Source organism: Streptomyces sp. NPDC048415 (genome assembly GCF_040651675.1).
Lineage (GTDB): Bacteria > Actinomycetota > Actinomycetes > Streptomycetales > Streptomycetaceae > Streptomyces.
Map to the genome: position 1 here is coordinate 85471 of NZ_JBEZKJ010000024.1, position 20995 is coordinate 106465.

Below are 20995 nucleotides of genomic sequence, written 5' to 3' on the forward strand. Positions count from 1 at the left end.
GTGGTGCGCACCTCGCGCGGCTGGGATTATCACTCTGTGACAAGCAAGCCCGCCGAGACCCCTTCGGCAGTCAGAGAGCGTGTCCGGCAGGAGATGGTCGCCGACCCGCGCGTCGTGGAGTCGATCGTCGCCGCGGTGCACGCACACGTTCCGGTGTACGCGGCGCTCGACGACAGCCGCCTGCCGGAGGTACGGGCCATCGCGGCCTGGGGACTGGAGCGGCTGCTCCACCTCTGGGTGACCGACGGCACGCTGGGGCCGGCCGACCTCAGGCGGTTGCGGGGCATCGCGGCGGCCCGCGCGGCGGACGGGCGCCCGGTGCAGGCGGTGCTGCGCGCCTACCGGGTGGCGGGCATGGTCCTGACGGAGGAGGTCGCGGCCCGCGCGCCCCGGCTCGCCGCCGCGGACGCCTTCGCGCTCGCCCGGATGCTGCTGAGCACCCTCGACACGCTCTCCGAGGAGATGGCCTCGGCGTACGCCGCCACCAGCGAGGATCTCGCCGCCGACCGGGACCGGGCGCTGCGGCTGCTGCTCGACGACCTGATCGCCGGGCGGCACGCCTCCGTGGGCGCGCTGACCGACCGGTCGGCCCGGCTCGGCGTCGAACTCCCGGACCCTTACTGCCTGTTGGTGGCCGAGCCGCCCGGTCCGGAGCGTCCCGACATGGCCCACGACACGGCGACGGACCTGCTTGAGGCAATGGCGGCTCCCGGCGCCGAGGTCACGTCACTGGCGACGGTACGCGGCTCCCGCGCCGTCCTGCTCCTGCCGGCCGGCGCCACCGCGAGGGCCGAATCGGTCCTGGGCGGGCGGTCCTGGCGCGGCTGCGCCATCAGGGGGGAGAGCCTCGACCGGGTCGCCGTCGCCCACCGCCTCGCCGCCGACGCCCTCGACACGGCGCCCGCCCATGCCCACCGGCCCGGCCGCCTTCTCACGGACGCGGACGCCCATGTCCTCGCCCTGCTCGCCGGACACCCGGCCGCCGCGCCGGACCACATCGCGCGGCTGGTCCTCGGACCGCTCACCGACCCGGCGCAGCGGCACCTGCTGGAGGCCCTCACCGCGTACATCGACACGGGCTCCGCGAACGCCGCCGCCCGCGAACTGCACCTCCACCCCCAGTCCCTGCGCTACCGCCTGCGCCGCATCCAGGAGCTCACCTCCCGCGACCCCCGAAACCCCTGGCAACGGCTCACGCTGGACATCGCCCGCACGATCAGGACGTAGTGTCATCGAACACAGCACCCGAGCGCCCTCGACGAAGTCCACCATCATCCGCTGACGCGCCGAACTCAGCCGCCGCCTCCCCTTGGGCGGCACCGCAGAACGCGACGTCCGCCAGGCGCTCGGCGCGTCCGCGTCGCCGAGGAGGAAGCGCGCCCAGTCACCCCTGATGTCCCCGAGGGCGACCGACTCGGCCACGGGCGCGCCGCTGACGGGGACCGCCGTGCCGTCCGTTGACGGGGACCGCCGTGCCGTCCGTTGACGGGGACCGCCGTGCCGTCCGCGGACGCCAGGACGGGAAGACCCGGTCGCGGGGCAGGCCGCCGACCGCCACCACGGGCACCCCGTGCACCAGGAAGGCCCCACCCCCATGGCGGACGGCCCGGCGCACCCACTCCCGGTGCGCAACGCGCTCAGCTTCCGCCTCGAGCCGCGCCTGAGGCCGTGTTCCCGGCAGTGCGCGTCGAAGAGCGCGCGCAGCCGTGGGACTCACGATCGCCGGCCCCGACGCGGACACCGCCGCCCGCTCCTTCGACCGGCAGGCAGCCCGGCCCGGCAGGTCGACCGCTTCGACGATGCGGGCGGCGACCGACGGGTCGTCGACGCCGAAGGCCGCCGGGTCGATCTCTGCCGGTGAGCGGTTCCCGCTCCACATGCCCAGGTGGCCGCCGTCGACGATCACGAGTTCGCCGGACGGGCAGGTGATGTCGCCCAGTGCGAAGATCGCTCCGATGACGGGGGAGACTACGCGTAGCCCGCCCGGCCCCCTATACGGGCCGTAGCCCGGACCGGGGCGCCGTCCGCCCCCGGGAGGTGCAGGGGGAACAGGAAGACCTCGACCGAGTATCCGGCGGCCTGCGCGGCGGCGACGCGGTCGAGTCCCGTCAGATTCTCGGCGATCACGCCTCCCGCGCCGCACAGGACGCGATGGGCGGCCAGGTCCGGATCGCCGGTGGGGTCCACGCTCAGCGCGTCGACGCCAACGGTGCGGACGCTCGCGTTGAGGAGTGTCTGTGCCGCCTCCGGCGTCAGCCAGGGGTGGCCGAGGTACTGGTCGGTTCCCCAGTACGCCGACCAGCCGGTGGCCAGCAGCAGGATCGCGCCGGGCTGGAGGCGCAGGAGACTCAGCGCGGGCGCGAGCAGGGCGGGCGTGATCGGCGTCCCCGCCGCGAGGCCCCGCACATCCGCCAGCACCGCCGGTCCCGCGAAGCGCTCCAGGGGCAGGGCGTCCAGCGCGGGCCACGCCGAGTTCACGTGGTACGGGGCGTCCACATGCGTCCCGGACTGCGAACCCATGTGCAGCCGCAGCACGTTGACCCCGTCCGTGGCGACGCGCAACGCCCTGTCCACCTCCACCCGCGGGTCACCGGGATACACGGGCATACCGGTGACCAGCGGCACGGACAGATCGAGCCAGGACTCCATCAGCTGCCCTCGACGGCGAGTACCTCCGGTGCGTCGTCCACCGACGCACCCGGCCCGGTGATCGGCGGCACCGGCACGTCGATCGTACGGGCCAGCCGCGTGCCCTCGGGTCCGTACACGGCCCGGGGTTCGGGGAAGAGCCGCAGCAGGGTCAGGAACAGGACGGCGGCGACGGCCAGCGACAGCGGCAGGCTGATGTCGATGCCGTTCGCCAGATCGCCCAGCGGGCCGACGAACTGGCCGGGGATGTTGGTGAACAGTACGCCGATCACCGCGGCAACCCACCAGGCCGTCATGCCCCGCCAGTTCCAGCCGTGCGCGAACCAGTAACGGCCGCCGCGCTGACGGCGGTTGAAGACCTGGAGCGCGTCCGGGTCGTACCAGCCGCGCCGGGTGTGGAAGCCGAGGATCATCACCACCATCCACGGCGTGGTGCAGGTGATGATCATGGTGGCGAACGTCGAGATGGACTGTACGAGGTCGAATCCGAAGCGCCCGACGAAGATGAACGCGATCGACAACACGCCGACCAGCATGGTGGCCTGGACCCGCGACAGGCGCGGGAACACCGAGGAGAAGTCGAGCCCGGTCCCGTACAACGATGTCGTACCCGTCGACATGCCGCCGATCAGGGCGAGCAGACACACCGGCAGGAAGAACCAGCTCGGCGAGATGGCGAGCAGCCCGCCCACGAAGTCGGGGGCCGCCGGATCGACGTACTTCGGGGCCTTCGCCGCGATGATGCTCGCGGTCGCGAGACCGAAGACGAACGGAAGCAGGGTCGCGATCTGGGAGAGGAACGCGGCCCCGACGACCTTGCGGCGCGGCGTGTTGGCCGGGATGTAGCGCGACCAGTCGCCGAGGAAGGCGCCGAAGGACACCGGGTTCGACAGCACGATCAGCGCCGAGCCGATGAAGGACGGCCAGAAAAGTGCCTGCGTCGCCGAGTCGGCCGAGGCGGTGAACACACCGGCGTACGACGGGTCGAAGTCACCGGCGAAGGCGATCGCGCCGAGCAGGAACAGCACCGTCGCCGAGGTCACCGCGATCTTGTTGACGAACAGCATGAACCGGAACCCGTACACGCACACCGCGAGCACCAGTCCGCCGAACAGCGCGTACGCGACGACGTACGACAGCGTGCTGCGCTCCAGGCCGAACAGCCGGTGCGCGCCGCCGACCAGGGCGTCACCGGAGCTCCACACCGAGATCGAGAAGAACGCGATGGCCGTGAGCAGCGACAGGAAAGAGCCGACGACCCGGCCGTGCACACCCAGGTGCGCGGACGAGGCGACCGCGTTGTTCGTGCCGTTGACCGGGCCGAACACCGCCATCGGGCACAGGATCAGCGCGCCGACGACGACGCCGAGGAGCGTTGCCGCGAGCCCCTGCCAGAAGGACAGGCCGAACAGGATGGGGAAGGCCCCAAGGACACAGGTGGAGAAGGTGTTCGCACCGCCGAAGGCGACCCGGAAGAGGTCGAGCGGCGACGCGGTGCGGTCCGCGTCGGGGATGCGCTCGACGCCGTAGGTCTCGACCTCGGTGAGGGACGGCGGCGGTGTGGCGGGGGAGTTCTCGGACAAGGGTGCTCCAGCGAAGTGCCTGTACCCGAAGGGGCGGTGGAGCGCGTCGTGGCGCGGGGAGGGAGGACGGCCGGTGGCCGCCGCTGGGGTGTGCGGCGTGAGCGGATGCCGTCCTCGCGGGGGTCTGCCGACGCTACGGCGGCGCGATGGCGCGGCGCCAGCGGGCGGATCATCCATCTTTCGCGCCCGAGGTGGAGTATTCGTCCATCGCTCGGGGCGCGCGATTCAGCCGGACGAACGGGCCTGCGGCGCGGCGCGCCAGCCGTGCCAACCGTGGACGGTGATCGCGATCACCGGGCCGTCCGGTGGCTCACGCCGGTACTGGGTGTACTTCTCCCGCAGGACGGCGATCGCTGCCGCGTACGCGTGAGGCTCCTGAGCGGTGGCATGGGCCGGGAGCCCCGGTTCCGGCGTGTCGGGCGGCAGGATGCGGGCCTCGCCGTCCGCCCGCACCCACCACAGCCGGTCCCAGTCCTCGTCGTACGCGTCCACGATCAGGCAGACGGCCGGGTGGCCGGCGATGTTGCGCAGCCGCCTCAACCGGAGGGACCGCTTGGGCTTGTGGTCGACGGCGGTGACGATGCCGTCGCCGTGCCCCGCGAACACGACCGGCACCAGGTGGGGGCGTCCCTCGGCGTCCACGGTGGCCAGCCGGGCCACCCGCGCCGCCAGGAACCGGCCGCGCGCCTCCGCCTCCTCCATGTCGGGCACGGTGCTGTCACCGGTAGTCGGACGTGACCTCGGCCAGGTCGTCCAGCGTGCGCAGGGTCTCGTCCTCCGGGAGGGTCGGCAGATACAGCAGGACGCGCTCGACGCCGAGTTCCGCGTAGATGTCGAGGGACTCCCGGTCGTGTCCGGCCGCGTACACCACCACGGCCGGCCGGTCACCGGCCGTCTTGCGCATCTGCTCGATTCGGGTGCCCAGTTCCTTGGGCGGTATCCCGCTGGGCATCCACGCCGACCCGAACTCGGCGACGCGGCCGAAGGCGCGCTCGCTGTCACCCCCGACCCAGATCGGCGGATGCGGTAGCTGGACGGGCTTGGGCCAGCAGTAGACCGGGTCGAAGTCGACGAAGTCGCCGTGGAACTCGGCCTCGTCCTTGGTCCACAGCTCGATGATCGCGCGGATCCGTTCGTCCATCAGGCGGCCTCGTACTGCCGGATCCGTCCCGTGATTGCGCATCTCCTCCCGGTTCCAGCCGGCGCCGACGCCGAACACCGCACGGCCGCCCGAGATCAGATCCAGGGTGGCCACTTCCTTCGCGGTGATGATCGGATCACGCTGGACCACCAACGCGATCCCGGTCCCCAGCAGCAGCTCGCGGGTCGCGGCGGCGGCCGCGCCGAGCGCCACGAAAGGATCGAGCGTGCGGTAGTACATGCGCGGCAGATCGCCGCCGCCCGGATACGGCGTCTCCCGGCTCGCCGGGATGTGGGTGTGCTCAGCCAGCAGCAGCGCGTCGAATCCGCGCTCTTCCAGGGCCGGCCCCAGCGCTGCCGGACCGATGCCCTCGTCGGTGAGGAACGTCGACACCCCGAACTTCATACGCGTCCACCTCGTCTCGTCGAACCCCTGTCGTCACTGTGGCGCGGTACCCCTGGGCAGGACGATCACACGTACGGCGGACGAGTCACTCCTCGTCGGCGGGGGCGTCCTGCGGTTCGGCGTCCGGGCCCTGGGCGCGGACCCGCTGCACGTGCTCCAAGGAGTCGCGCAGTTCGGTGAGCCAGTCGTCGGTGTGGCGCTGCACGAGGCGTACGCACCAGGCGAGGGCGTCGCTGCGGCTGCGCGCGACTCCGGCGGCGATGAGGGTGTCCAGGACCTGGCGCTCGGGCTGGCGCAGCCGGGTCATGACGGGCGCGGCGATGTGCGTGAACAGGGCGCGTTCGCCGCCGCACTCCACACCCCAGGAGACCTTCTTGCCGAACCGGTGTTCCGCCTCGCGGGCCACCGCGACCCGGTCTTCGCGGGTGCGCTCCCGGAATTCCTGGACACGTGCCCGGACGGCCGCCTTCTTCTCGGCGTCCGAAGCCCCCTTGGCGAGCCGTGGCTCGGGGATGCGGCCGATGACGGTGATCTCCTCGCGGTCGACCGTCACCTCCGTCAGGCTCTCGAAGAGATCATCGGGCAGGCGGCCGGCGAACCAGCCGCGCAGCTTCTCGCGTTGCTCGGAAGTAATCATGTAATGACGATTACTCCGTACGTCGGGATGCGCAAGGGGGTGCGGCCGAAGTCCGCCGTGAGCTGAAGCAGGGGCCCGTGAGGCGGTGAAGCGGAATGTTTCAGGCCTATTGCCGAGCCGGGGAAATCTGGCCAGGAGGCCGTCGCCGACGATCAACAACCGCTCAGTTGCGGGGCTTGGACGTTCGAATTCCGTAACTTCGCGCCACTGTTTCAATACTCAAAGTTACCGAAAAGCATGGGGTCGATTGTGTGTTTCCTGTGCGGACTCGGCAGACTCGCGCTCGCCGAACCGGCACTCGACCGAGCCGGTATCGCATTCAATCGAGCGGAAGGATGCACACAATGCCGACCACCGCGCGCTGGGCAGCGACTCTCACCCTGACGGCCACCGCCGTCTGCGGACCCCTCGTCGGGTCCGCCCACGCCGCCCCGAGCCTCGGACCGTCCAGCCTCTACGCACCCTCGGCCCTGGTGCTCACCGTGGGCCACGGTCAGAAGGCGGCCACCGTGACCCCGGAACGGGCGGTCACCCTGAACTGCGCCCCGACGGCCTCCGGAACCCATCCCGCCGCCCCTCAGGCCTGTGCCGAACTCCGCGGAGCCGGCGGCGACTTCGACGCCCTGACGGCCAGGAGCGGAGTCTTCTGTACGAAGTTGTACGACCCCGTGGTCGTCACGGTGGACGGCGTCTGGCAGGGCAAGCGCGTTTCGTACGAACGCACCTTCTCCAACGAGTGCGTGAAGAACTCCTACGGGATGACTGTCTTCGCGTTCTGAGGGACCGGGATCGCGCGGTCTTCGTGAATGTCGATCGAGGTCCGTAACTGGGGAGTGCGGACCCCGTCGCGGGAGCCACGCGATTTCGCACCGGGGGTCGGCCGGACGGAGTGGGGCTGTCGGCCGGCCCTCGGCATATCCGTATGTCCGTAGCCTTACCGGCCCGCTCAGCGCGCCGGGGTGGCCAGACGCAGCGGTACGCCGCCCGCGGGCGCGGGCTCCTCGCTGACGTGGGTGATGTCCGTCCACCAGGAGGCGCCCTCCTCCATGTGCCGCAGCAGGACGCCCTCGCGGATCGCCCAGGGGCAGACGGAGACCTGCTTGAGGCCGGTCAGCTTCATCGCCGTGTGCCCGACCACCGCGCCGGCCAGGCTCTGCGCGGCCCGCGGCGCCGAGATCCCCGGGAGCCGGGCACGTTCCGTGGCGGTGAGACGGGAGAGGCGGTCGACCGCGTCGCGCAGGTCTGCCCGCCGCAACTCCCGTTCCACGAAGGGCCCGTGGCGTCCGGGCGGCGCACCGCACAGCCGCGCCAGCTGCTGGAAGGTCCGCGAGGTCGCCACGGCGGAGCGCGGTCCCTCCCAGCGGATCCTGGCGGCCACGTCCCGCAGTTGATGGCGCACCTTGCGGCGCAACTCCTTCACGCTGTCCGGCGACGGCGGGTCCTGCCCCTCGAAGAACTCGCGGGTCAGCCGGCCCGCACCGAGCGGCAGCGAGGCCACGAAGTCCGGTAAACGGCCCCGCCCGAACGCCACTTCCAGGGAGCCGCCGCCGATGTCGAGGAGCGCGAGCGGCCCCGAGCGCCAGCCCATCCAGCGGCGCGCCGCGAGGAAGGTGAGCTCGGCCTCCACCTCGCCGGGCAGCGTGCACAGCCGTACCCCGGTCTCCGCCCGTACGGTCCGCAACACCTCCCGGCAGTTCGGCGCGTTGCGCACCACGGCCGTCGCGAAGGCCAACGGGCCTGCCGCGCCCCACCGTTGAGCCGTACTGCCCGCCGAACGCACCGCCTCGACCAGCGACGCCGCCGCCTGATCGGGAATCAGCCCCCCGGGCTCGACCCGCTCGGACAGCCGCAGCCGCCACTTCTCGGTGTGCACCGGCAGCGGCACTCCGCCCTCGGCGTCCGCCACCACGAGCCGCACCGTGTTCGACCCCACATCCACCACGCTCACTCGCATGTCCCCTTGAGTACCCCCGCGGTTCGGGGGACACGCCCTCCACGCACGGTGTTGTGACCACCGGTAACCCGTGGGACGGGGGAGGTGCTCGGGCCGCGCGGCTGTGTCGCCTCACCGCGGACCACTGCGCCGCCCGGAGCAGCGACGTCACCGGTCCGAGTCGCCCGGGATGCGGGCGCGGGCGCGGCACCGTAGCCGTGGAGCATGGGCGCACTGGGCGAGCTGGACCGGCGGGTGTTCACCAGGGTGGCCGGGGCGCGGGTGCCCGGAGCAGATCCGGCGCTGCGGCGGCTCAGCCACTCCGCCGACCGCGGCCGGCTGTGGCTGGGCGCGGCGGCCGGGCTCACGGTGATCGGCGGAGGCACGGCAGGACGCGCGGCCCTGCGCGGTATGGGCTCGCTCGCGCTGGCCTCACTGACTGTCAACACGGTGGTGAAGTGGTCCGCCCGCCGACCCCGCCCGCTGCTGGACCTCGTGCCGAGGATCCGGCACCTCGGGCGTCAGCCGCAGACCACGTCCTTCCCCTCCGGGCACTCCGCCTCGGCCGCGGCCTTCGCCACCGGTGTCGCCCTGGAGTCCACGCGCTACGGCGCCCTCGTCGCGCCCGTCGCCGCCGCGGTCGCCTTCTCCCGCGTCTACGTGGGCGTGCACTACCCCGGTGACGTGCTGGCCGGGGTGGCGATCGGTGCCGGGGCCGCCGCGCTCACCTGCCGCTGGTGGCCGCCGCGCGCGGCCGTCCCCGAGCGGGAGCGGCCCGCGGCGCACGCGCCCGCGCTGCCCCGCGGCGAGGGGCTGGTCGTCTTCGTCAACAGCCGGGCAGGCACCGGCGCCCCCGCCGCGCCGCTGCCGCCCGCCGAGCGGCTGCGCGACCTGCTGCCCGGCGCCGAACTGATGGAGTGCGGCCCCGACGACGACTTCGCCGCGCTGCTCGCGGAGGCGGTCGAGCGGGCGGCGGCGACGGGTGGCGCGCTGGGCGTGTGCGGAGGTGACGGCAGCGTCAACGCGGCGGCCCGCGCGGCGGCCGAACGAGGGCTCGCGCTGGCGGTGTTCCCCGGCGGCACCCTCAATCACTTCGCTCAGGACGTGGGCGTGCCGGACTTCGAGGACACCGCGGTCGCGGTCGCCCGGGGTGAGGCGGTGGCCGTGGACATCGGCGTGGCACGCTCGGGAGGCGGGCGGGACGTGCGGTTCCTCAACACCCTCAGCATCGGCCTGTACCCCGAACTCGTGGGGCAGCGCGAGCGCTTGGAGGAGCGGTGGGGCAAGTGGCCCGGCGCGGCCGTCGCGCTCGTGCGGGTCCTGCGTACCGCGACCCCCATCGAGCTGAGCGTCAACGGCCGCCCCCGCAGACTGTGGCTGCTCTTCGCGGGCAACGGCCGGTATGTCCCCGAGGGGTTCGCGCCCGCCTTCCGGCCGCGCCTCGACGACGCGCTGCTCGATCTGCGCCTGGTCGACGGCGACCACACTCTCGCCCGGACCCGCGTCATCGCCTCCGCGTTCGTCGGCGGGCTGCGCCGGTCCCGGGTCTACAGCGCCGAACAGGTTCCTTGGGTGCAGCTGGAGGGCCTGACCGGCGCGGACACCCTCGCCTACGACGGCGAAGTGGTCCCCACGCCGGATCGGTTGAGGCTGGAGAAGGAGGACCGTGCGCTCATCGTGTATCGGCCCGCCGTGACGCAGAGTGAGCCGGCCCAGCAGGGCCGCCTGGCCGCCGGGACCGCCCGTTACCGCGGACGGATGAGGGGCCGCCGTCTCCCTGCGGACGGCGGCCCCTCGGCCTAGTGGGTGATCGGGTCGATCACATGTGGACGACCGGTGCGGCCTCCGGGTCCTGCTCCAGCTTTCCGCGGCGGTAGAGCAGCAGGGCGATGACCGCGCCGGCGGCGAAGAAGCCGGCCGACCACCAGAAGGCGGTCGTGTAGCTCTCGATCGTCGCCTGGGCCTGGACCAGCTTGCTGGTCGCGTCCTTGCCCGAGAGGTAGTTCGTCGCGGCGCTCGCGGCGAGCGTGTTCAGCAGCGCCGTACCGATCGAACCGCCCACCTGCTGCATGGTGTTGACGGTCGCGGAGGCGACACCGGCGTCCTCGGGAGCGATCCCGCTGGTGGCCAGCGACATGGCGGGCGGCATCACCACGCCGAGGCCCGCGCCGATCAGGAGCAGCTGCGGCAGGACGGCGGTGGAGAAGGACGAGCCGACGCCGATGCCGGTCAGCCACGCCATGCCGACCACGGCGACCGCGAAGCCCGCCGGGATGACGGCCTTCGGTCCGATCCGCGGCACCAGGATCGTGGTGGAGACCTGGGCCATGACCATCAGGGCCGCCATCATCGGCAGGAACGCCACGCCGGTCTTCGTCGGGCTGAAGCCCAGGTTGAGCTGCAGGTAGTAGGTGAGGAAGAGGAAGACGCCGAACATGCCCGCGCCGGTGATGAGCACGGTGACGAAGGAGGCGGCGCGGTTGCGGTCGAGCAGCACGCGCATCGGCAGCAGCGGGTGCTTGGCGCGGGTCTGCCACCAGGCGAAAGCGGTCAGCAGGATCCCGCCCGCGATCAGGAAGCCCCAGGTGGCGGGCGAACTCCAGTGGTGTGTCTCGGCGTTGGAGAAGCCGTAGACCAGCGAGAAGAGACCGGTGGAGACCAGGAGCGTGCCCGGCAGGTCGAGCTTGGAGTTCGCCGCGTCACGGTGGTTGCTGAGCAGCACCCAGCCACCGGCGAAGGCGACCACCGCGAAGACGAGGTTCACGAACAGCGTCCAGCGCCAGTCGAGCGCGTCGGTCAGCACACCGCCGAGCAGCAGGCCCACCGCGCCGCCGGCGCCGGCGATGGCGCCGTACACGCTGAACGCCTTGGCGCGTTCCTTGGCGTCGGTGAACGTCGTGTTCAGCAGCGAGAGGGCTGCGGGCGCGAGGAGCGCGCCGAAGACGCCCTGCAGGGCGCGGGCGGTGACCAGCATCCCGAAGCTGGTCGAGGCGCCGCCCAGCACGGAGGCCGCGGCGAATCCGGCGACACCGATCAGGAAGGCGGGCTTGCGCCCGAAGAGGTCCGCTATGCGCCCGCCGAGCAGGAGGAGGGAGGCGAAGGCCAGGGAGTAGGCGGTGACGATCCACTGCCGGTTGCCGTCGGAGAAACCGAGGTCAGCCTGTGCGGAGGGGAGGGCGATGTTCACGATGGTGGCGTCGAGGACCACCATCAGCTGCGCGATGCCGACGATCGCGAGGATCCACCACCGCCGCCTCGACGCGGCTGCGGACGTTGCGTCCGCGGCACCCGTGCGGGTGCCTTCGGTCATGGTCTGAGACATGGGGGAAACACTCCAGGGAAGTCGCTCAGATTGCGTGCACGTAAACGAAACGGTTTCGTACACATCGACAGTTCGAGACTAGACCCTTTTCTGCGAAACGGCAACGTTTCGCTAAGTGGGCTGGATCGCGCGAGTTCTACGAAGGGACTGAGCCACCATGTCCGCCGAGGCCACCCCGCTCACCGGCACCTACCTCACGCTCGACGACGGCCGCCCCGCCGTCCGCTTCAGCCGCACCTACGAGCATCCGATCGACCGGGTCTGGCAGGTGGTGACCGATCCGGACGAGCTGGCCGGGTGGTTCCCCTCCCGCGCCGAGATCGAGCCGCGCCCGGGCGGCACCATCACGTTCAGCGGCGACCCGAACATGCCCGAGTCCACGGGCCGCGTCCTCGCCGTCGACCCGCCCCGGCACCTTTCCTTCGAGTGGGGCGGCGACGAGCTGCGCTTCGACCTCGAAGCCCTCGGCGACAAGCGCACCCGCTTCACGCTCACCAACGTTCTCGCCGCCGAGAACACCGCCGCCCGCAACGCCGCCGGCTGGGAGGTGTGCCTCGCGGCCCTCGACGCGAAGGCGCGGGGCGAGCGCTTCGACGGCCCGCACGCCGGGGCGGCCGCGCCCTGGAAGGAGATCTACCGCGCCTGCATCGCGGCGGGTTTCCCTTCCGGCGCACCGGTGCCGGGGATGGACTGACCGCTCAGGCCAGCTGCCGCCGCACCAGCTCGTGCAGCCGGCCGCCCGTGTCCGCGAGCAATTGCGCGGGCGGCCCCTGCTGGGCGACCCGGCCGTCCTCCATCACGATGACGCGGTCCGCGTCCAGCACCGTGGACAGCCGGTGAGCGATCACCACCCGCGTGGCGTTGAGCGCCCGGGTGCTCTCGATGACGGTGCGCTGAGTCTCGTTGTCGAGGGCGCTGGTCGCCTCGTCGAAGAAGAGGATGCGGGGCCGGCGGATCAGAGCCTGGGCGATCATCAGGCGCTGACGCTGGCCGCCGGAGATCGCGCCGCTGCCCGAGACGATGGTGTGCAGTCCCATCGGCATCCGCTTGATGTCCTCGGCCAGGCCCGCCATCTCGGCCGCCGCCATCGCCTCCTCGGGCGTGCACGGTTCGGTGCCGCAGATGCAGTCCAGGATCGATCCGGTGAACGGCTGCGCATGCTGGAGCACCACACCGCACTGACGGCGCACGGCGGACTGGTCGAGGGCCGCCAGGTCCTGACCGTCGTAGAGCACACTGCCCGAGACGGGCTTGTCGAAGCCGATGAGCAGCCGCAGCAGGGTGGACTTGCCGCAGCCGCTGGGCCCGACGATCGCCACGAACTCGCCCGGCCTGATGTCGAACGACACGTCGTCGAGGACGAGGGGGCCGTCGTCGGCGTACCGGAAGGAGAGCCGCCGCGCCTCGATCCCACCGGACAGCACACCCGGACGGGTGCTCGCCACCCGCACCTCCGGCGTCGCGTCGAGCACCGGTTTGATCTCCTCGTACATCGGCAGCGCGGCCGCCGCCGACACGAACGCGCCGGTGATCTGGGTGACCGAGGTGAGCAGCATCGTCATCGACGTGTTGAAGGTGAGAAAGTCGGCGGCCGACAGCGAGCCGCGCGCCGGGCCCGCGAGCAGCATGAACATCAGCAGGGAGCACAGCGGCAGATACACCGCGCCCATCACCGTGGTCAGGTTCTTGATGCGACCGACCTTCTGCTGGAGCTCACGACTGCGCGCGAACTCGCTCGCCCACGCGGCGTACGCGTAGTTCTCGGCCGCCGCGACCCGCAGCTTGGGCAGACCGCGCAGGGTCTGGAAGGCCTGGTTGTTCAGCTTGTTGCCGAGCACGACCAGGCGCCGCTGCCAGCGCACCTGCCACAGGCCGAGCCCCAGGAACACGCCCGCGATGACGACGAGCATGCCGATCGCGGCCAGCGCCATGGGAACGCTGTACCAGAGCAGCAGACCCAGATTCATCGCGCCGACCGTGCCCGCCTGCGCGAGGGTGGGACCTACGCCCGCGAGGAGCCGGCGGATCGCACTGATGCCCATGGCGGCACTGGCGAGTTCACCGGTCGAGCGGGAGGTGAAGAACTTCGTCGGCAGTCTCAGCAGCCGGTCCCAGACGGCCGGTTGGAGCGTGGCCTCGATCCGGCCCTCCATCCGCAGGATCGTGAGGTTCTGCAGCAGCATGAACGCCGCCGACACGACGCTGGTGACCATGATGGCCAGACAGACCTGCACGATCAGGCCGTGCTGCGCCTTCGGCACGTACTCGCCGAGCACCTTGCCGGTGGCGATCGGGACGAGCGCACCGATCGCCACGGTCACCAGGCCGCTGATCGCGAGGTTGCCCAGATCGCCGCCCGTGCCTTGCAGACAGAACCGCAGCAGCCGCAGCGGGCTCAGCTTCCGCTCGGGCAGCGGACGGTAGAACATCACGGCCCGCGGTGCGAACTCCGCCGCGTTGGCCTTCTCGACCGGAGTCTCGCGCCCCGAGGACGGCTGCACGGCCATGTATCCGCCGCGCCGCCACAGCAGCGCGACCGGCGCACCGGACACGGCGCGGTGGCCGACCAGCGGGCCGATGTTGTCGCGCCACCAGCGCCCGTCGAGGCGTACGGCACGGGTGCGGACGCGTGAGGCGAGCGCGATCCGCTCGACCGGGTCGAGCCGGTCGCTCTCGGTGCCGCTCTGCGCGGACTCGGCGAGGGTGATCCCGGCCGCGCGGGCGACCAGTTTGCAGGCCGCGTACGTGGCGTCCGTGTCGGCCGCCGTCGGGCGCTTCGCCGAGGACTTCCCGATGGAGGCCAGCAGCGTCCGGTCGGCCTGGGCGCGGACGGCCTCGCCCGCCTTGATACCCGCCGCCGTACGGTCCTCGTGGCTGGCCTCCAGCTGCTCGATCCAGCGGTCGAGCGTGGTCAGGAGGCGGTACTGCTGGTCGACCATGCTCTGCCAGACACCGGAGTCCATCAGCAGGTCGGCCGCCGCCTCGGCGCCGTACAGGGAGCCGTACTGCACACTGCCGGGCGGTACCTGCATCCAAAAGACGTCGTCGTCAGTGAGCGCGGCGGCGTTCTCCGTGGCCATCGGCGCCTGGAAGAGGATGGAGAGACTGCGGCCGACGCCCAGGGAGAGGGCGTACTCCAGCGGGCTCGAAGTCGGCGGAACATACTGGGGGTTGCCGTAATCGTCGTACGACCAGGTCTCCGTGTTGACGGGCTGGTACAGCTCGCGCAGCACGATCCGGTGCACGACGCAGTCGCGCAACGGCCGGCCGACGAGCGTGTGCTGGGGTCCCGCGACCGGGCCGAGCAGCAGGGAACCCGCTTCGAGGCGGCCGAGGTGATGCCAGTGCCCCTGCTGGACGGCGTCGACCGCGAACAGGTCCATGGATCCCGCCGCGACCAGCCAGAGGACCTGCGGGCCCTCGAGATCGAGGCGGGTGAGGCCTGAGCAGTCGATCGGCGTGCCCATGGCGCCGAGCGCCCCGAGGACGAGGTCGCCCTCGTGAACGCCCTCGTGAACCGTCGTCATCTCATCGCTCCTTGACCAGCGCGGCGTACGGACCGCCGGCCGCCACCAGGGCGTCGTGCCGCCCGCGTTCCACGATCGTGCCGTGCTGCAGTACGACGATCTCGTCGCTGTCGCGCACGGTGCTGAGCCGGTGCGCGATCACCACACAGGCGCAGCCGCGCTTGCGCAGGTTGTCGATGACGGTCTGCTCGGTCTCCGCGTCCAGGGCGCTGGTCACCTCGTCGAGCACCAGGATGCTGGGCCTGCGCACCAGCGCCCGGGCGATCTCCAGGCGCTGGCGCTGACCCCCGGAGAAGTTCCGCCCGTCCTGCTCGACCCGGCTGTGGATGCCGCCGGGGCGGCGCGTCACCACGTCGTACAGCGCCGCGTCCTCGAGCGCCGCGATCACCGCCTCGTCCGGGATCGACGGGTCCCACAGCGCGATGTTGTCCCGGACGGTCCCCTCGAAAAGGAAGACGTCCTGGTCGACGAAGGAGACGGAGGCGGCGAGCGCGCCGCGCGGGATGTCCTCCAGGCGCTGTCCGTCGATACGGATCGTGCCCTCCCACGGGGTGTAAAGACCCGAGATCAGCCTGGACACCGTCGACTTGCCGCTTCCCGAACCGCCGACCAACGCGACCTGCTGGCCCGGGCCGACCGTCAGCGAGAAGCCGGTGAGCAGCGGCTTGTCCAGCGGGCTGTAGCCGAACGTGATGTTCTCCAGCTCGACATGGCCCTGCAGCCGGCGGGTGGACTCGCCGGTGCCGGAGCGGGCGTAGAGCGGATCGGCCTGGAAATTCTCGACGTCCTTGAGGCGGGCCACATCGGCGGCGAAGTCCTGGATGCGGCCCGCGACACCGTTGAGGCGGGTGATCGGCGCGGTGAAGCGGGTCACCAGCGCCTGGAAGGCGACGAGCAGACCGACGGAGATATGGCCCTCGACCGCGCGCAGACCGCCGATCCACAGGATCAGCGCGGAGTTGAGCGTCGCGAGGGTCGGCGCGACCACGCCCAGCCAGGCGCTCGGCACGCCGAGGCGCTGCTGTTCCTCCAGCGTCGTGGCGTGCTGTCCGGCCCACTTGCGGAAGTAGCCGTCCTCACCGCCGGTCGCCTTCATCGTCTCGATCAACTGCAGGCCGGTGTAGGCGGTGTTGGTGAGCCGGGCGCTGTCCGCGCGCAGCTTCGCGGTGCGGGTCGAGCGCAGCCGGATCACCACCCGCATGGCCACCACGTTCAGCAGCGCCACACCGATGCCGACGGCCGTGAGCTGCGGGTCGTAGGAGTAGAGCAGCACCGCGTAGAGCACGACCACGATCGCGTCCACGCCGGCCGCCGCGAGATCGCGGGCCAGGGTCTCGGCCACCGCGTCGTTGGACTGGAGGCGCTGCACCAGGTCGGCGGGGCTGCGCTGGGAGAAGAAGGTGACCGGCAGCCGCAGCAGATGGCGTAGGAAGCGGGCGCTGGAGAGCGTCGAGGAGATGATGCGGCCGCGCAGCAGATTCGCCTGCTGCAGCCACGTCAGCACCACCGTGAGCAGCACCGATGCACCCATCGACGCAAACAGCACGCCGAGCAGCGAGGTCTGGCCACCGATCAGATACGTGTCGATGTAGGTACGGCTGAGCGCGGGCACCGCGGCGCCGACCGCCACCAGCAGCAGACTCGCCAGCACCGCGGCGGGCATCGTCCCGGAAGTCCCGCGCAGCCGGGCCGGCATGGCCCCCAGCACCCCTGGCTTGCGGCCGCCCTCGCGGAAGTCGGGGCCCGGCTCCATGACCAGGACCACGCCGGTGAAGCTGGTGTCGAAGTCCTCCATCGGCACGAAACGCCGGCCCTTGCCGGGGTCGTTGATGTGTACGCCGCGTCGGCCGAAACGCCGCCCCATGCCGTCGTACACGACGTAGTGATTGAACTCCCAGAACAGGATCGCGGGCGCCCTCACCTCGGCGAGCGCGACCGTGTCCATCTGCATGCCCTTGGCCGTCAGGCCGTAACTGCGCGCGGCCTTCAGCAGGTTGCTGGCGCGCGAGCCGTCCCGTGAGACACCGCATGCGATGCGCAGCTCTTCGAGGGGTATGTGCCGTCCGTAGTGGCCGAGCACCATGGCGAGGGAGGCGGCGCCGCACTCCACGGCCTCCATCTGGAGCACGGTGGGGGTGCGGACGGTCTTCGTCCTGCCCTTGGGGACCGTGCGCTTGGGTGGGGCGGCACGGCGTCTGCCCCGGGTGTCTGGTGCGGTGGTCACGGCAGGAGCCAATCAATGGGGCGCTGATCGGCCAGGCGGATCGAACCCGTGGCCAGGGTCATGGAGGTGAGCGCGTACGGCGGCCCGTCGTGCGAGGACCACTTGAGGCCGCTCTTCGTGCCGGACGAACGGTCCAGGCGCACCAGGACGGCCACCGGCCTGCCCTTCTTCGTGAACTGCTCGCCCAGCTGGCTGTCCCCGAGGAAGGAGGCGATCTGCTGCTGGGTCTGCACGGCCCGGTCGACCGCCTTCACATGGCCGCGCAGCACTCCGTACTGCTGGGTCGGCACCGACTGGACGGTGAGGTCGACGGCGGCGTTCGCGGGGATGGTGGCGGCGCTCTCGGCGGGGACGTACACCGTCGCGTACAGCGGATCGTCGGCCTGGGCGACCTTCTCCACGGCGGCGACGTTCGCGCCGGTCTGGATGATCGCGCCGATGGCGGCGGCGAGTGCGGTGACCCGGCCCGCAGCGACGGTACGGACGACGGCCGTCTGGCCCTGCGCCGTACGGACCTTCAGCACCGGGGCGTTCGCGGCGAGCCGTTCGCCCTCCTTGGCGAGGACCTCGGTGACCTGCCCGGCGACGGGGCTCTGCAGCACGTAGCTGCCCTCCCCGTGCGTGAGGATGGCGGGTGCGCTGACGGTGGACGCGACCGTGCCCGTCACGGCCCAGACGGACGCGGCCGCCATGACGACGACCGTCACGGACAGGGCGAGCCAGCCCTGCGGGCGGGCGAAACGCACCGGAAGGTCGAGCTCTTCGGGCGACTGCAGCTTGGCGAGGGCCTGTTGGCGGAACTGCACGGGACTTCCCTCACCTGTTCGAGAGATTTACGGCATCCGAGAGTCCCGGAACCGGGAAGCGGTTCCGGGACTCAGCGGCATGAGGCGCGATCAGAGACCGGCGACCAGGCCGGTGACCGGGGCGGTGTTCAGGCCGGTCACACCCTCGACGGTGCCGACGGCCGTGCCCACGAGGCCGGAGACCGGGGCAACGCCGTCCACCAGGTCGGTGACGGAGCCAACGGCGTTCAGCGACAGGCCGCCGGAGACGTTGTCGAGGTCGGCGTCCGAGATCTCGGCGGTCTCAACACGGGGGGTGGAGTTCATGATGGAACTTCCCTTCGTATGGATATTCATAAGGGGGGAGCGGCCCCCTCTGGGGGACAGATGACGGCCGCCACCGCGGGACGCGGCCCCCGTTTCCGGGAACCTTGGTGCGACCTCGGCGGTGCACGGATCAAAGCACGGTCGCGGTGCGCGCATCCAATCAACCAGTGCTCTCACCTGGGGACTTGAACGCCCAGGGCAGGCAACCGTGCAGGCGTGCGCACGTCTCGACGGCGAGTTCTTCACATGTGGCGCGGCATTGGTTCACGCATGCCCTTGCGGCCCCGCGGGCGAATGGGACAGTCCCGTCGCAATGGAGCGGAGGGGGGCGTGCGAGTGTGCAGATCCCTCGCATGCGGTGACTTGGTTGCGTATTCGATGTGCAGATTCGCTGAAGCCGGGATTCCGTTCTTGATGGAAGACGGACCGTTACTGATCGGTAGCGGAACGTGCCGTTCGGTGGCCTGCGCGCACCGCTCAGCCCAGTAGCGCGTACACCGTGCTCGCGCGCGCCGCGGCCTCCGCCGCGCCTTCGGCGGTCATCGTGATGTCCGCGAAGGCCATCCTGCGGCCGAGCTTGGTGAGGACCGCCTCGACGAGTACGTCCGCGTCCGTGACCGCCCGCTGGAAGCTGGTGGACTGCTGGACCGTCGTCATCGGGACGAAGCCGCCGCGCGCCGCCGACACCGCGATCACGGTCGCCGTGTCGGCGGCGGCCATCAGCGCCTGGCCCGACAGGGAACCACCGTCCCGGGAGAGCCGCGCGGACCATGGAAGCCGCAGCAGGGCGCGGCGCTCGCCCAGCTCCGCCACGGACAGGCCCAGTTCGAGCACCCAGGGGGCGAAGTGGTCGGCGAGGATCTTGTCGGCTTCGGCGAGGTTCAGCGTCATACAGGGCATTGTTCCCCGGCCCGCTCGGCGGAAAGGCCCGATTGCCTCGCAATCCACGCCTTTGGGCCGGGCCAACTCCTGCCAAGTGCAAAGGCAGTTGAACACCCCACGTGGCTCACGCGTATCAACGGGCATCCAGGCGCCCCCCCAGTCAGCTGCCGGACGGCGGCATCGACCCCGTCCCCAGGAGGTCAAGAGTTGAGTCACAAACGGATACCCAAGCGCAAGGCCGCCCTCGCGGCAGGAAGCGTTGCGGCGCTCGGAGCGGCGGCTCTTCTGCTGCCCAATGCCAACGCGTCCCAGTCGCACTCGGACGACGCCACCCCGAAGACGTTCAAGGCGACCGATGTCACGGACGTGGCCTCGCAGCTCGCCTCCCAACTGGGTGACACCTTCGCGGGGTCGTACTACGACGCCGGCAAGCAGCAGCTCGTCATCAACGTCGTCGGTAACGACAGCAACGTCGTCAACCAGATCGAGAAGGCCGGCGCGGTCGCCAACGAGGTGCACAACAGCACCTCCACGCTCAAGGCCGCCGCCAAGACGCTGAAGGCGGACGCGACGATCCCGGGTACGGCGTGGGCGGTCGACCCGAAGACCAACGAGATCCGCGTCACCGCCGACTCCACCGTCACGGGCACCAAGTGGGACACGCTGACGTCCACGGTCAAGGGGCTCGGCTCGGACGTGGCGACCGTCAAGAAGTCCACGGGCACCTTCAAGACGTTCGTCGACGGCGGCGACGCCATCTTCGGCGGCGGCGCCCGCTGCTCGCTCGGCTTCAACGTCACCGCGAGCGACGGCAGCCCCGCCTTCCTCACCGCGGGCCACTGCGGTGTCGCCGCCGCCCAGTGGTCGGACGCGCAGAACGGCGCGCCGATCGCCACCGTCGACCAGGCCACCTTCCCCGGCAACGGCGACTTCTCGCTCGTCAAGTACGACGACCCGAACACGCAGACCAACAGCGCGGTGAACGTCGGCAACGGCCAGAGCGTCGAGATCACTCAGGCCGCGGACGCCGCCGTGGGCCAGCAGGTCTTCCGCATGGGCAGCACCACCGGTCTGCACGACGGCAACGTCACCGGGCTCGACGCCACCGTGAACTACCCGGAGGGCACGGTCACCGGTCTCATCCAGACCGATGTGTGCGCCGAACCGGGCGACAGCGGCGGCTCCCTGTTCACCCAGGACGGCAGCGCGATCGGCCTGACCTCCGGCGGCAGCGGCGACTGCACCGCCGGCGGCGAGACCTTCTTCCAACCCGTCACGACCGCGCTGGCAGCGGTCGGCGCGACGCTCGGCACCTCGGACGCCGGGGCCGGCGGTGCGGCGGACCCGAGCGCCAGTGCCGGTGCCAGTGACCCGGCGGGCGCCGGCGACCAGAGCGGCGGGGCGGTGGACCCGAGCGCCAGTGCGAGTGCCAGTGACCCGACCGGCGACGCGGGTGACCAGAGCGGCGCCGGCGCGGACGACGGCTCGGGCCTGGTGACGGCGACCCCCTGACGCGGGTGGCCAAGGGCCACTGACCCGGCCGCGAAACAGCGGTACCGGTCGGCAGTGGAGAGGGTCCG

18 protein-coding genes are annotated in these 20995 nt (G+C 71.3%); 5 read left to right on the forward strand and 13 right to left on the reverse strand.

Features of this window, described 5'->3' with window-relative positions:
- The first annotated feature begins 36 nt into the window (after positions 1-36).
- Positions 37-1227 (forward strand): helix-turn-helix domain-containing protein, encoded by a 1191-nt coding sequence (locus tag AB0D27_RS18460; RefSeq protein WP_362509327.1) that lies wholly within the window; start codon positions 37-39, stop codon positions 1225-1227.
- Between the two features lie 157 nt (positions 1228-1384).
- On the opposite strand, the gene AB0D27_RS18465 is transcribed toward AB0D27_RS18460, so the two are convergent.
- The 6 genes from AB0D27_RS18465 to AB0D27_RS18490 form a co-directional block, all read right to left on the reverse strand.
- Positions 1385-1906, reverse strand: a complete 522-nt coding sequence (locus AB0D27_RS18465) for a hypothetical protein (RefSeq protein WP_362509330.1) — start codon at positions 1904-1906, stop codon at positions 1385-1387.
- A gap of 62 nt (positions 1907-1968) precedes the next feature.
- Positions 1969-2649 (reverse strand): cyclase family protein, encoded by a 681-nt coding sequence (locus AB0D27_RS18470; RefSeq protein ID WP_362509332.1) that lies wholly within the window; start codon positions 2647-2649, stop codon positions 1969-1971.
- On the reverse strand, positions 2649-4232 hold the full coding sequence (locus AB0D27_RS18475) for a cytosine permease (protein ID WP_362509335.1): 1584 nt from the start codon (positions 4230-4232) through the stop codon (positions 2649-2651). Before AB0D27_RS18475 ends, AB0D27_RS18470 begins: the two co-directional genes overlap by 1 nt.
- Positions 4233-4457: 225 nt before the next feature.
- Positions 4458-4934, reverse strand: coding sequence for a TIGR03668 family PPOX class F420-dependent oxidoreductase (locus AB0D27_RS18480; RefSeq protein ID WP_362509337.1), 477 nt, complete (start codon positions 4932-4934; stop codon positions 4458-4460).
- Positions 4935-4950: 16 nt separating this feature from the next.
- A complete protein-coding gene (locus tag AB0D27_RS18485) occupies positions 4951-5778 on the reverse strand; it encodes an LLM class F420-dependent oxidoreductase (RefSeq protein ID WP_362509340.1) in 828 nt (275 codons plus the stop codon).
- An 85-nt stretch (positions 5779-5863) separates the two neighbouring features.
- Positions 5864-6415 carry a hypothetical protein gene (locus tag AB0D27_RS18490; RefSeq protein WP_362509342.1) on the reverse strand — a complete coding sequence of 184 codons (552 nt, stop codon included), beginning with the start codon at positions 6413-6415 and terminating at the stop codon, positions 5864-5866.
- Positions 6416-6759: 344 nt separating this feature from the next.
- Between AB0D27_RS18490 and AB0D27_RS18495 the strand changes: the two genes are divergently transcribed.
- Entirely contained in the window at positions 6760-7194 is a 435-nt protein-coding gene (locus AB0D27_RS18495; RefSeq protein WP_362509345.1) for a protease inhibitor, read from the forward strand.
- A 167-nt stretch (positions 7195-7361) separates the two neighbouring features.
- Here the strand turns inward: AB0D27_RS18495 and AB0D27_RS18500 are convergent, their stop codons facing one another.
- Positions 7362-8369 (reverse strand): Ppx/GppA family phosphatase, encoded by a 1008-nt coding sequence (locus AB0D27_RS18500; protein WP_362509348.1) that lies wholly within the window; start codon positions 8367-8369, stop codon positions 7362-7364.
- A 204-nt stretch (positions 8370-8573) separates the two neighbouring features.
- Here AB0D27_RS18500 and AB0D27_RS18505 point away from each other — a divergent pair, with 204 nt between their 5' ends.
- Positions 8574-10151: a phosphatase PAP2 family protein gene (locus AB0D27_RS18505; protein WP_362509351.1), complete on the forward strand. Its 1578-nt coding sequence runs from the start codon at positions 8574-8576 to the stop codon at positions 10149-10151.
- 16 nt (positions 10152-10167) lie between these two features.
- Here the strand turns inward: AB0D27_RS18505 and AB0D27_RS18510 are convergent, their stop codons facing one another.
- On the reverse strand, positions 10168-11670 hold the full coding sequence (locus tag AB0D27_RS18510) for an MFS transporter (protein ID WP_362509354.1): 1503 nt from the start codon (positions 11668-11670) through the stop codon (positions 10168-10170).
- A gap of 157 nt (positions 11671-11827) precedes the next feature.
- On the opposite strand from AB0D27_RS18510, the gene AB0D27_RS18515 reads away from it, so the two are divergent.
- Entirely contained in the window at positions 11828-12364 is a 537-nt protein-coding gene (locus AB0D27_RS18515; protein WP_362509357.1) for an SRPBCC family protein, read from the forward strand.
- A 4-nt stretch (positions 12365-12368) separates the two neighbouring features.
- Here the strand turns inward: AB0D27_RS18515 and AB0D27_RS18520 are convergent, their stop codons facing one another.
- The 5 genes from AB0D27_RS18520 to AB0D27_RS18540 all read right to left on the reverse strand — a co-directional run bounded on the left by AB0D27_RS18520 (position 12369) and on the right by AB0D27_RS18540 (position 19424).
- Positions 12369-15197: an NHLP bacteriocin export ABC transporter permease/ATPase subunit gene (locus AB0D27_RS18520; RefSeq protein WP_362509360.1), complete on the reverse strand. Its 2829-nt coding sequence runs from the start codon at positions 15195-15197 to the stop codon at positions 12369-12371.
- A gap of 1 nt (position 15198) precedes the next feature.
- Positions 15199-17421, reverse strand: a complete 2223-nt coding sequence (locus AB0D27_RS18525; protein ID WP_362509363.1) for an NHLP family bacteriocin export ABC transporter peptidase/permease/ATPase subunit — start codon at positions 17419-17421, stop codon at positions 15199-15201.
- Positions 17418-18227: an HlyD family efflux transporter periplasmic adaptor subunit gene (locus tag AB0D27_RS18530; RefSeq protein WP_362509366.1), complete on the reverse strand. Its 810-nt coding sequence runs from the start codon at positions 18225-18227 to the stop codon at positions 17418-17420. Before AB0D27_RS18530 ends, AB0D27_RS18525 begins: the two co-directional genes overlap by 4 nt.
- Before the next feature lie 90 nt (positions 18228-18317).
- Positions 18318-18533 carry a type A2 lantipeptide gene (locus AB0D27_RS18535; RefSeq protein WP_362509369.1) on the reverse strand — a complete coding sequence of 72 codons (216 nt, stop codon included), beginning with the start codon at positions 18531-18533 and terminating at the stop codon, positions 18318-18320.
- Between the two features lie 477 nt (positions 18534-19010).
- Complete coding sequence (locus AB0D27_RS18540; protein WP_362509372.1) at positions 19011-19424, reverse strand: PaaI family thioesterase; 414 nt, start codon at positions 19422-19424, stop codon at positions 19011-19013.
- Between the two features lie 198 nt (positions 19425-19622).
- On the opposite strand from AB0D27_RS18540, the gene AB0D27_RS18545 reads away from it, so the two are divergent.
- Positions 19623-20927: a S1 family peptidase gene (locus tag AB0D27_RS18545; protein WP_362509375.1), complete on the forward strand. Its 1305-nt coding sequence runs from the start codon at positions 19623-19625 to the stop codon at positions 20925-20927.
- Positions 20928-20995 lie beyond the last annotated feature (68 nt).

Excerpts from the sequence above, each read along its gene's own strand:
- AB0D27_RS18470 (WP_362509332.1), bottom strand. The coding sequence starts at position 2,649 with ATGGAGTCCTGGCTCGATCTGTCCGTGCCGCTGGTCACCGGTATGCCC.
- AB0D27_RS18480 (WP_362509337.1), bottom strand. The coding sequence starts at position 4,934 with ATGGAGGAGGCGGAGGCGCGCGGCCGGTTCCTGGCGGCGCGGGTGGCC.
- AB0D27_RS18485 (WP_362509340.1), bottom strand. The coding sequence starts at position 5,778 with ATGAAGTTCGGGGTGTCGACGTTCCTCACCGACGAGGGCATCGGTCCG.
- AB0D27_RS18490 (WP_362509342.1), bottom strand. The coding sequence starts at position 6,415 with ATGATTACTTCCGAGCAACGCGAGAAGCTGCGCGGCTGGTTCGCCGGC.
- AB0D27_RS18495 (WP_362509345.1), top strand. The coding sequence starts at position 6,760 with ATGCCGACCACCGCGCGCTGGGCAGCGACTCTCACCCTGACGGCCACC.
- AB0D27_RS18500 (WP_362509348.1), bottom strand. The coding sequence starts at position 8,369 with ATGCGAGTGAGCGTGGTGGATGTGGGGTCGAACACGGTGCGGCTCGTG.
- AB0D27_RS18505 (WP_362509351.1), top strand. The coding sequence starts at position 8,574 with ATGGGCGCACTGGGCGAGCTGGACCGGCGGGTGTTCACCAGGGTGGCC.
- AB0D27_RS18510 (WP_362509354.1), bottom strand. The coding sequence starts at position 11,670 with ATGTCTCAGACCATGACCGAAGGCACCCGCACGGGTGCCGCGGACGCA.
- AB0D27_RS18515 (WP_362509357.1), top strand. The coding sequence starts at position 11,828 with ATGTCCGCCGAGGCCACCCCGCTCACCGGCACCTACCTCACGCTCGAC.
- AB0D27_RS18520 (WP_362509360.1), bottom strand. The coding sequence starts at position 15,197 with ATGACGACGGTTCACGAGGGCGTTCACGAGGGCGACCTCGTCCTCGGG.
- AB0D27_RS18535 (WP_362509369.1), bottom strand. The coding sequence starts at position 18,533 with ATGAACTCCACCCCCCGTGTTGAGACCGCCGAGATCTCGGACGCCGAC.
- AB0D27_RS18540 (WP_362509372.1), bottom strand. The coding sequence starts at position 19,424 with ATGACGCTGAACCTCGCCGAAGCCGACAAGATCCTCGCCGACCACTTC.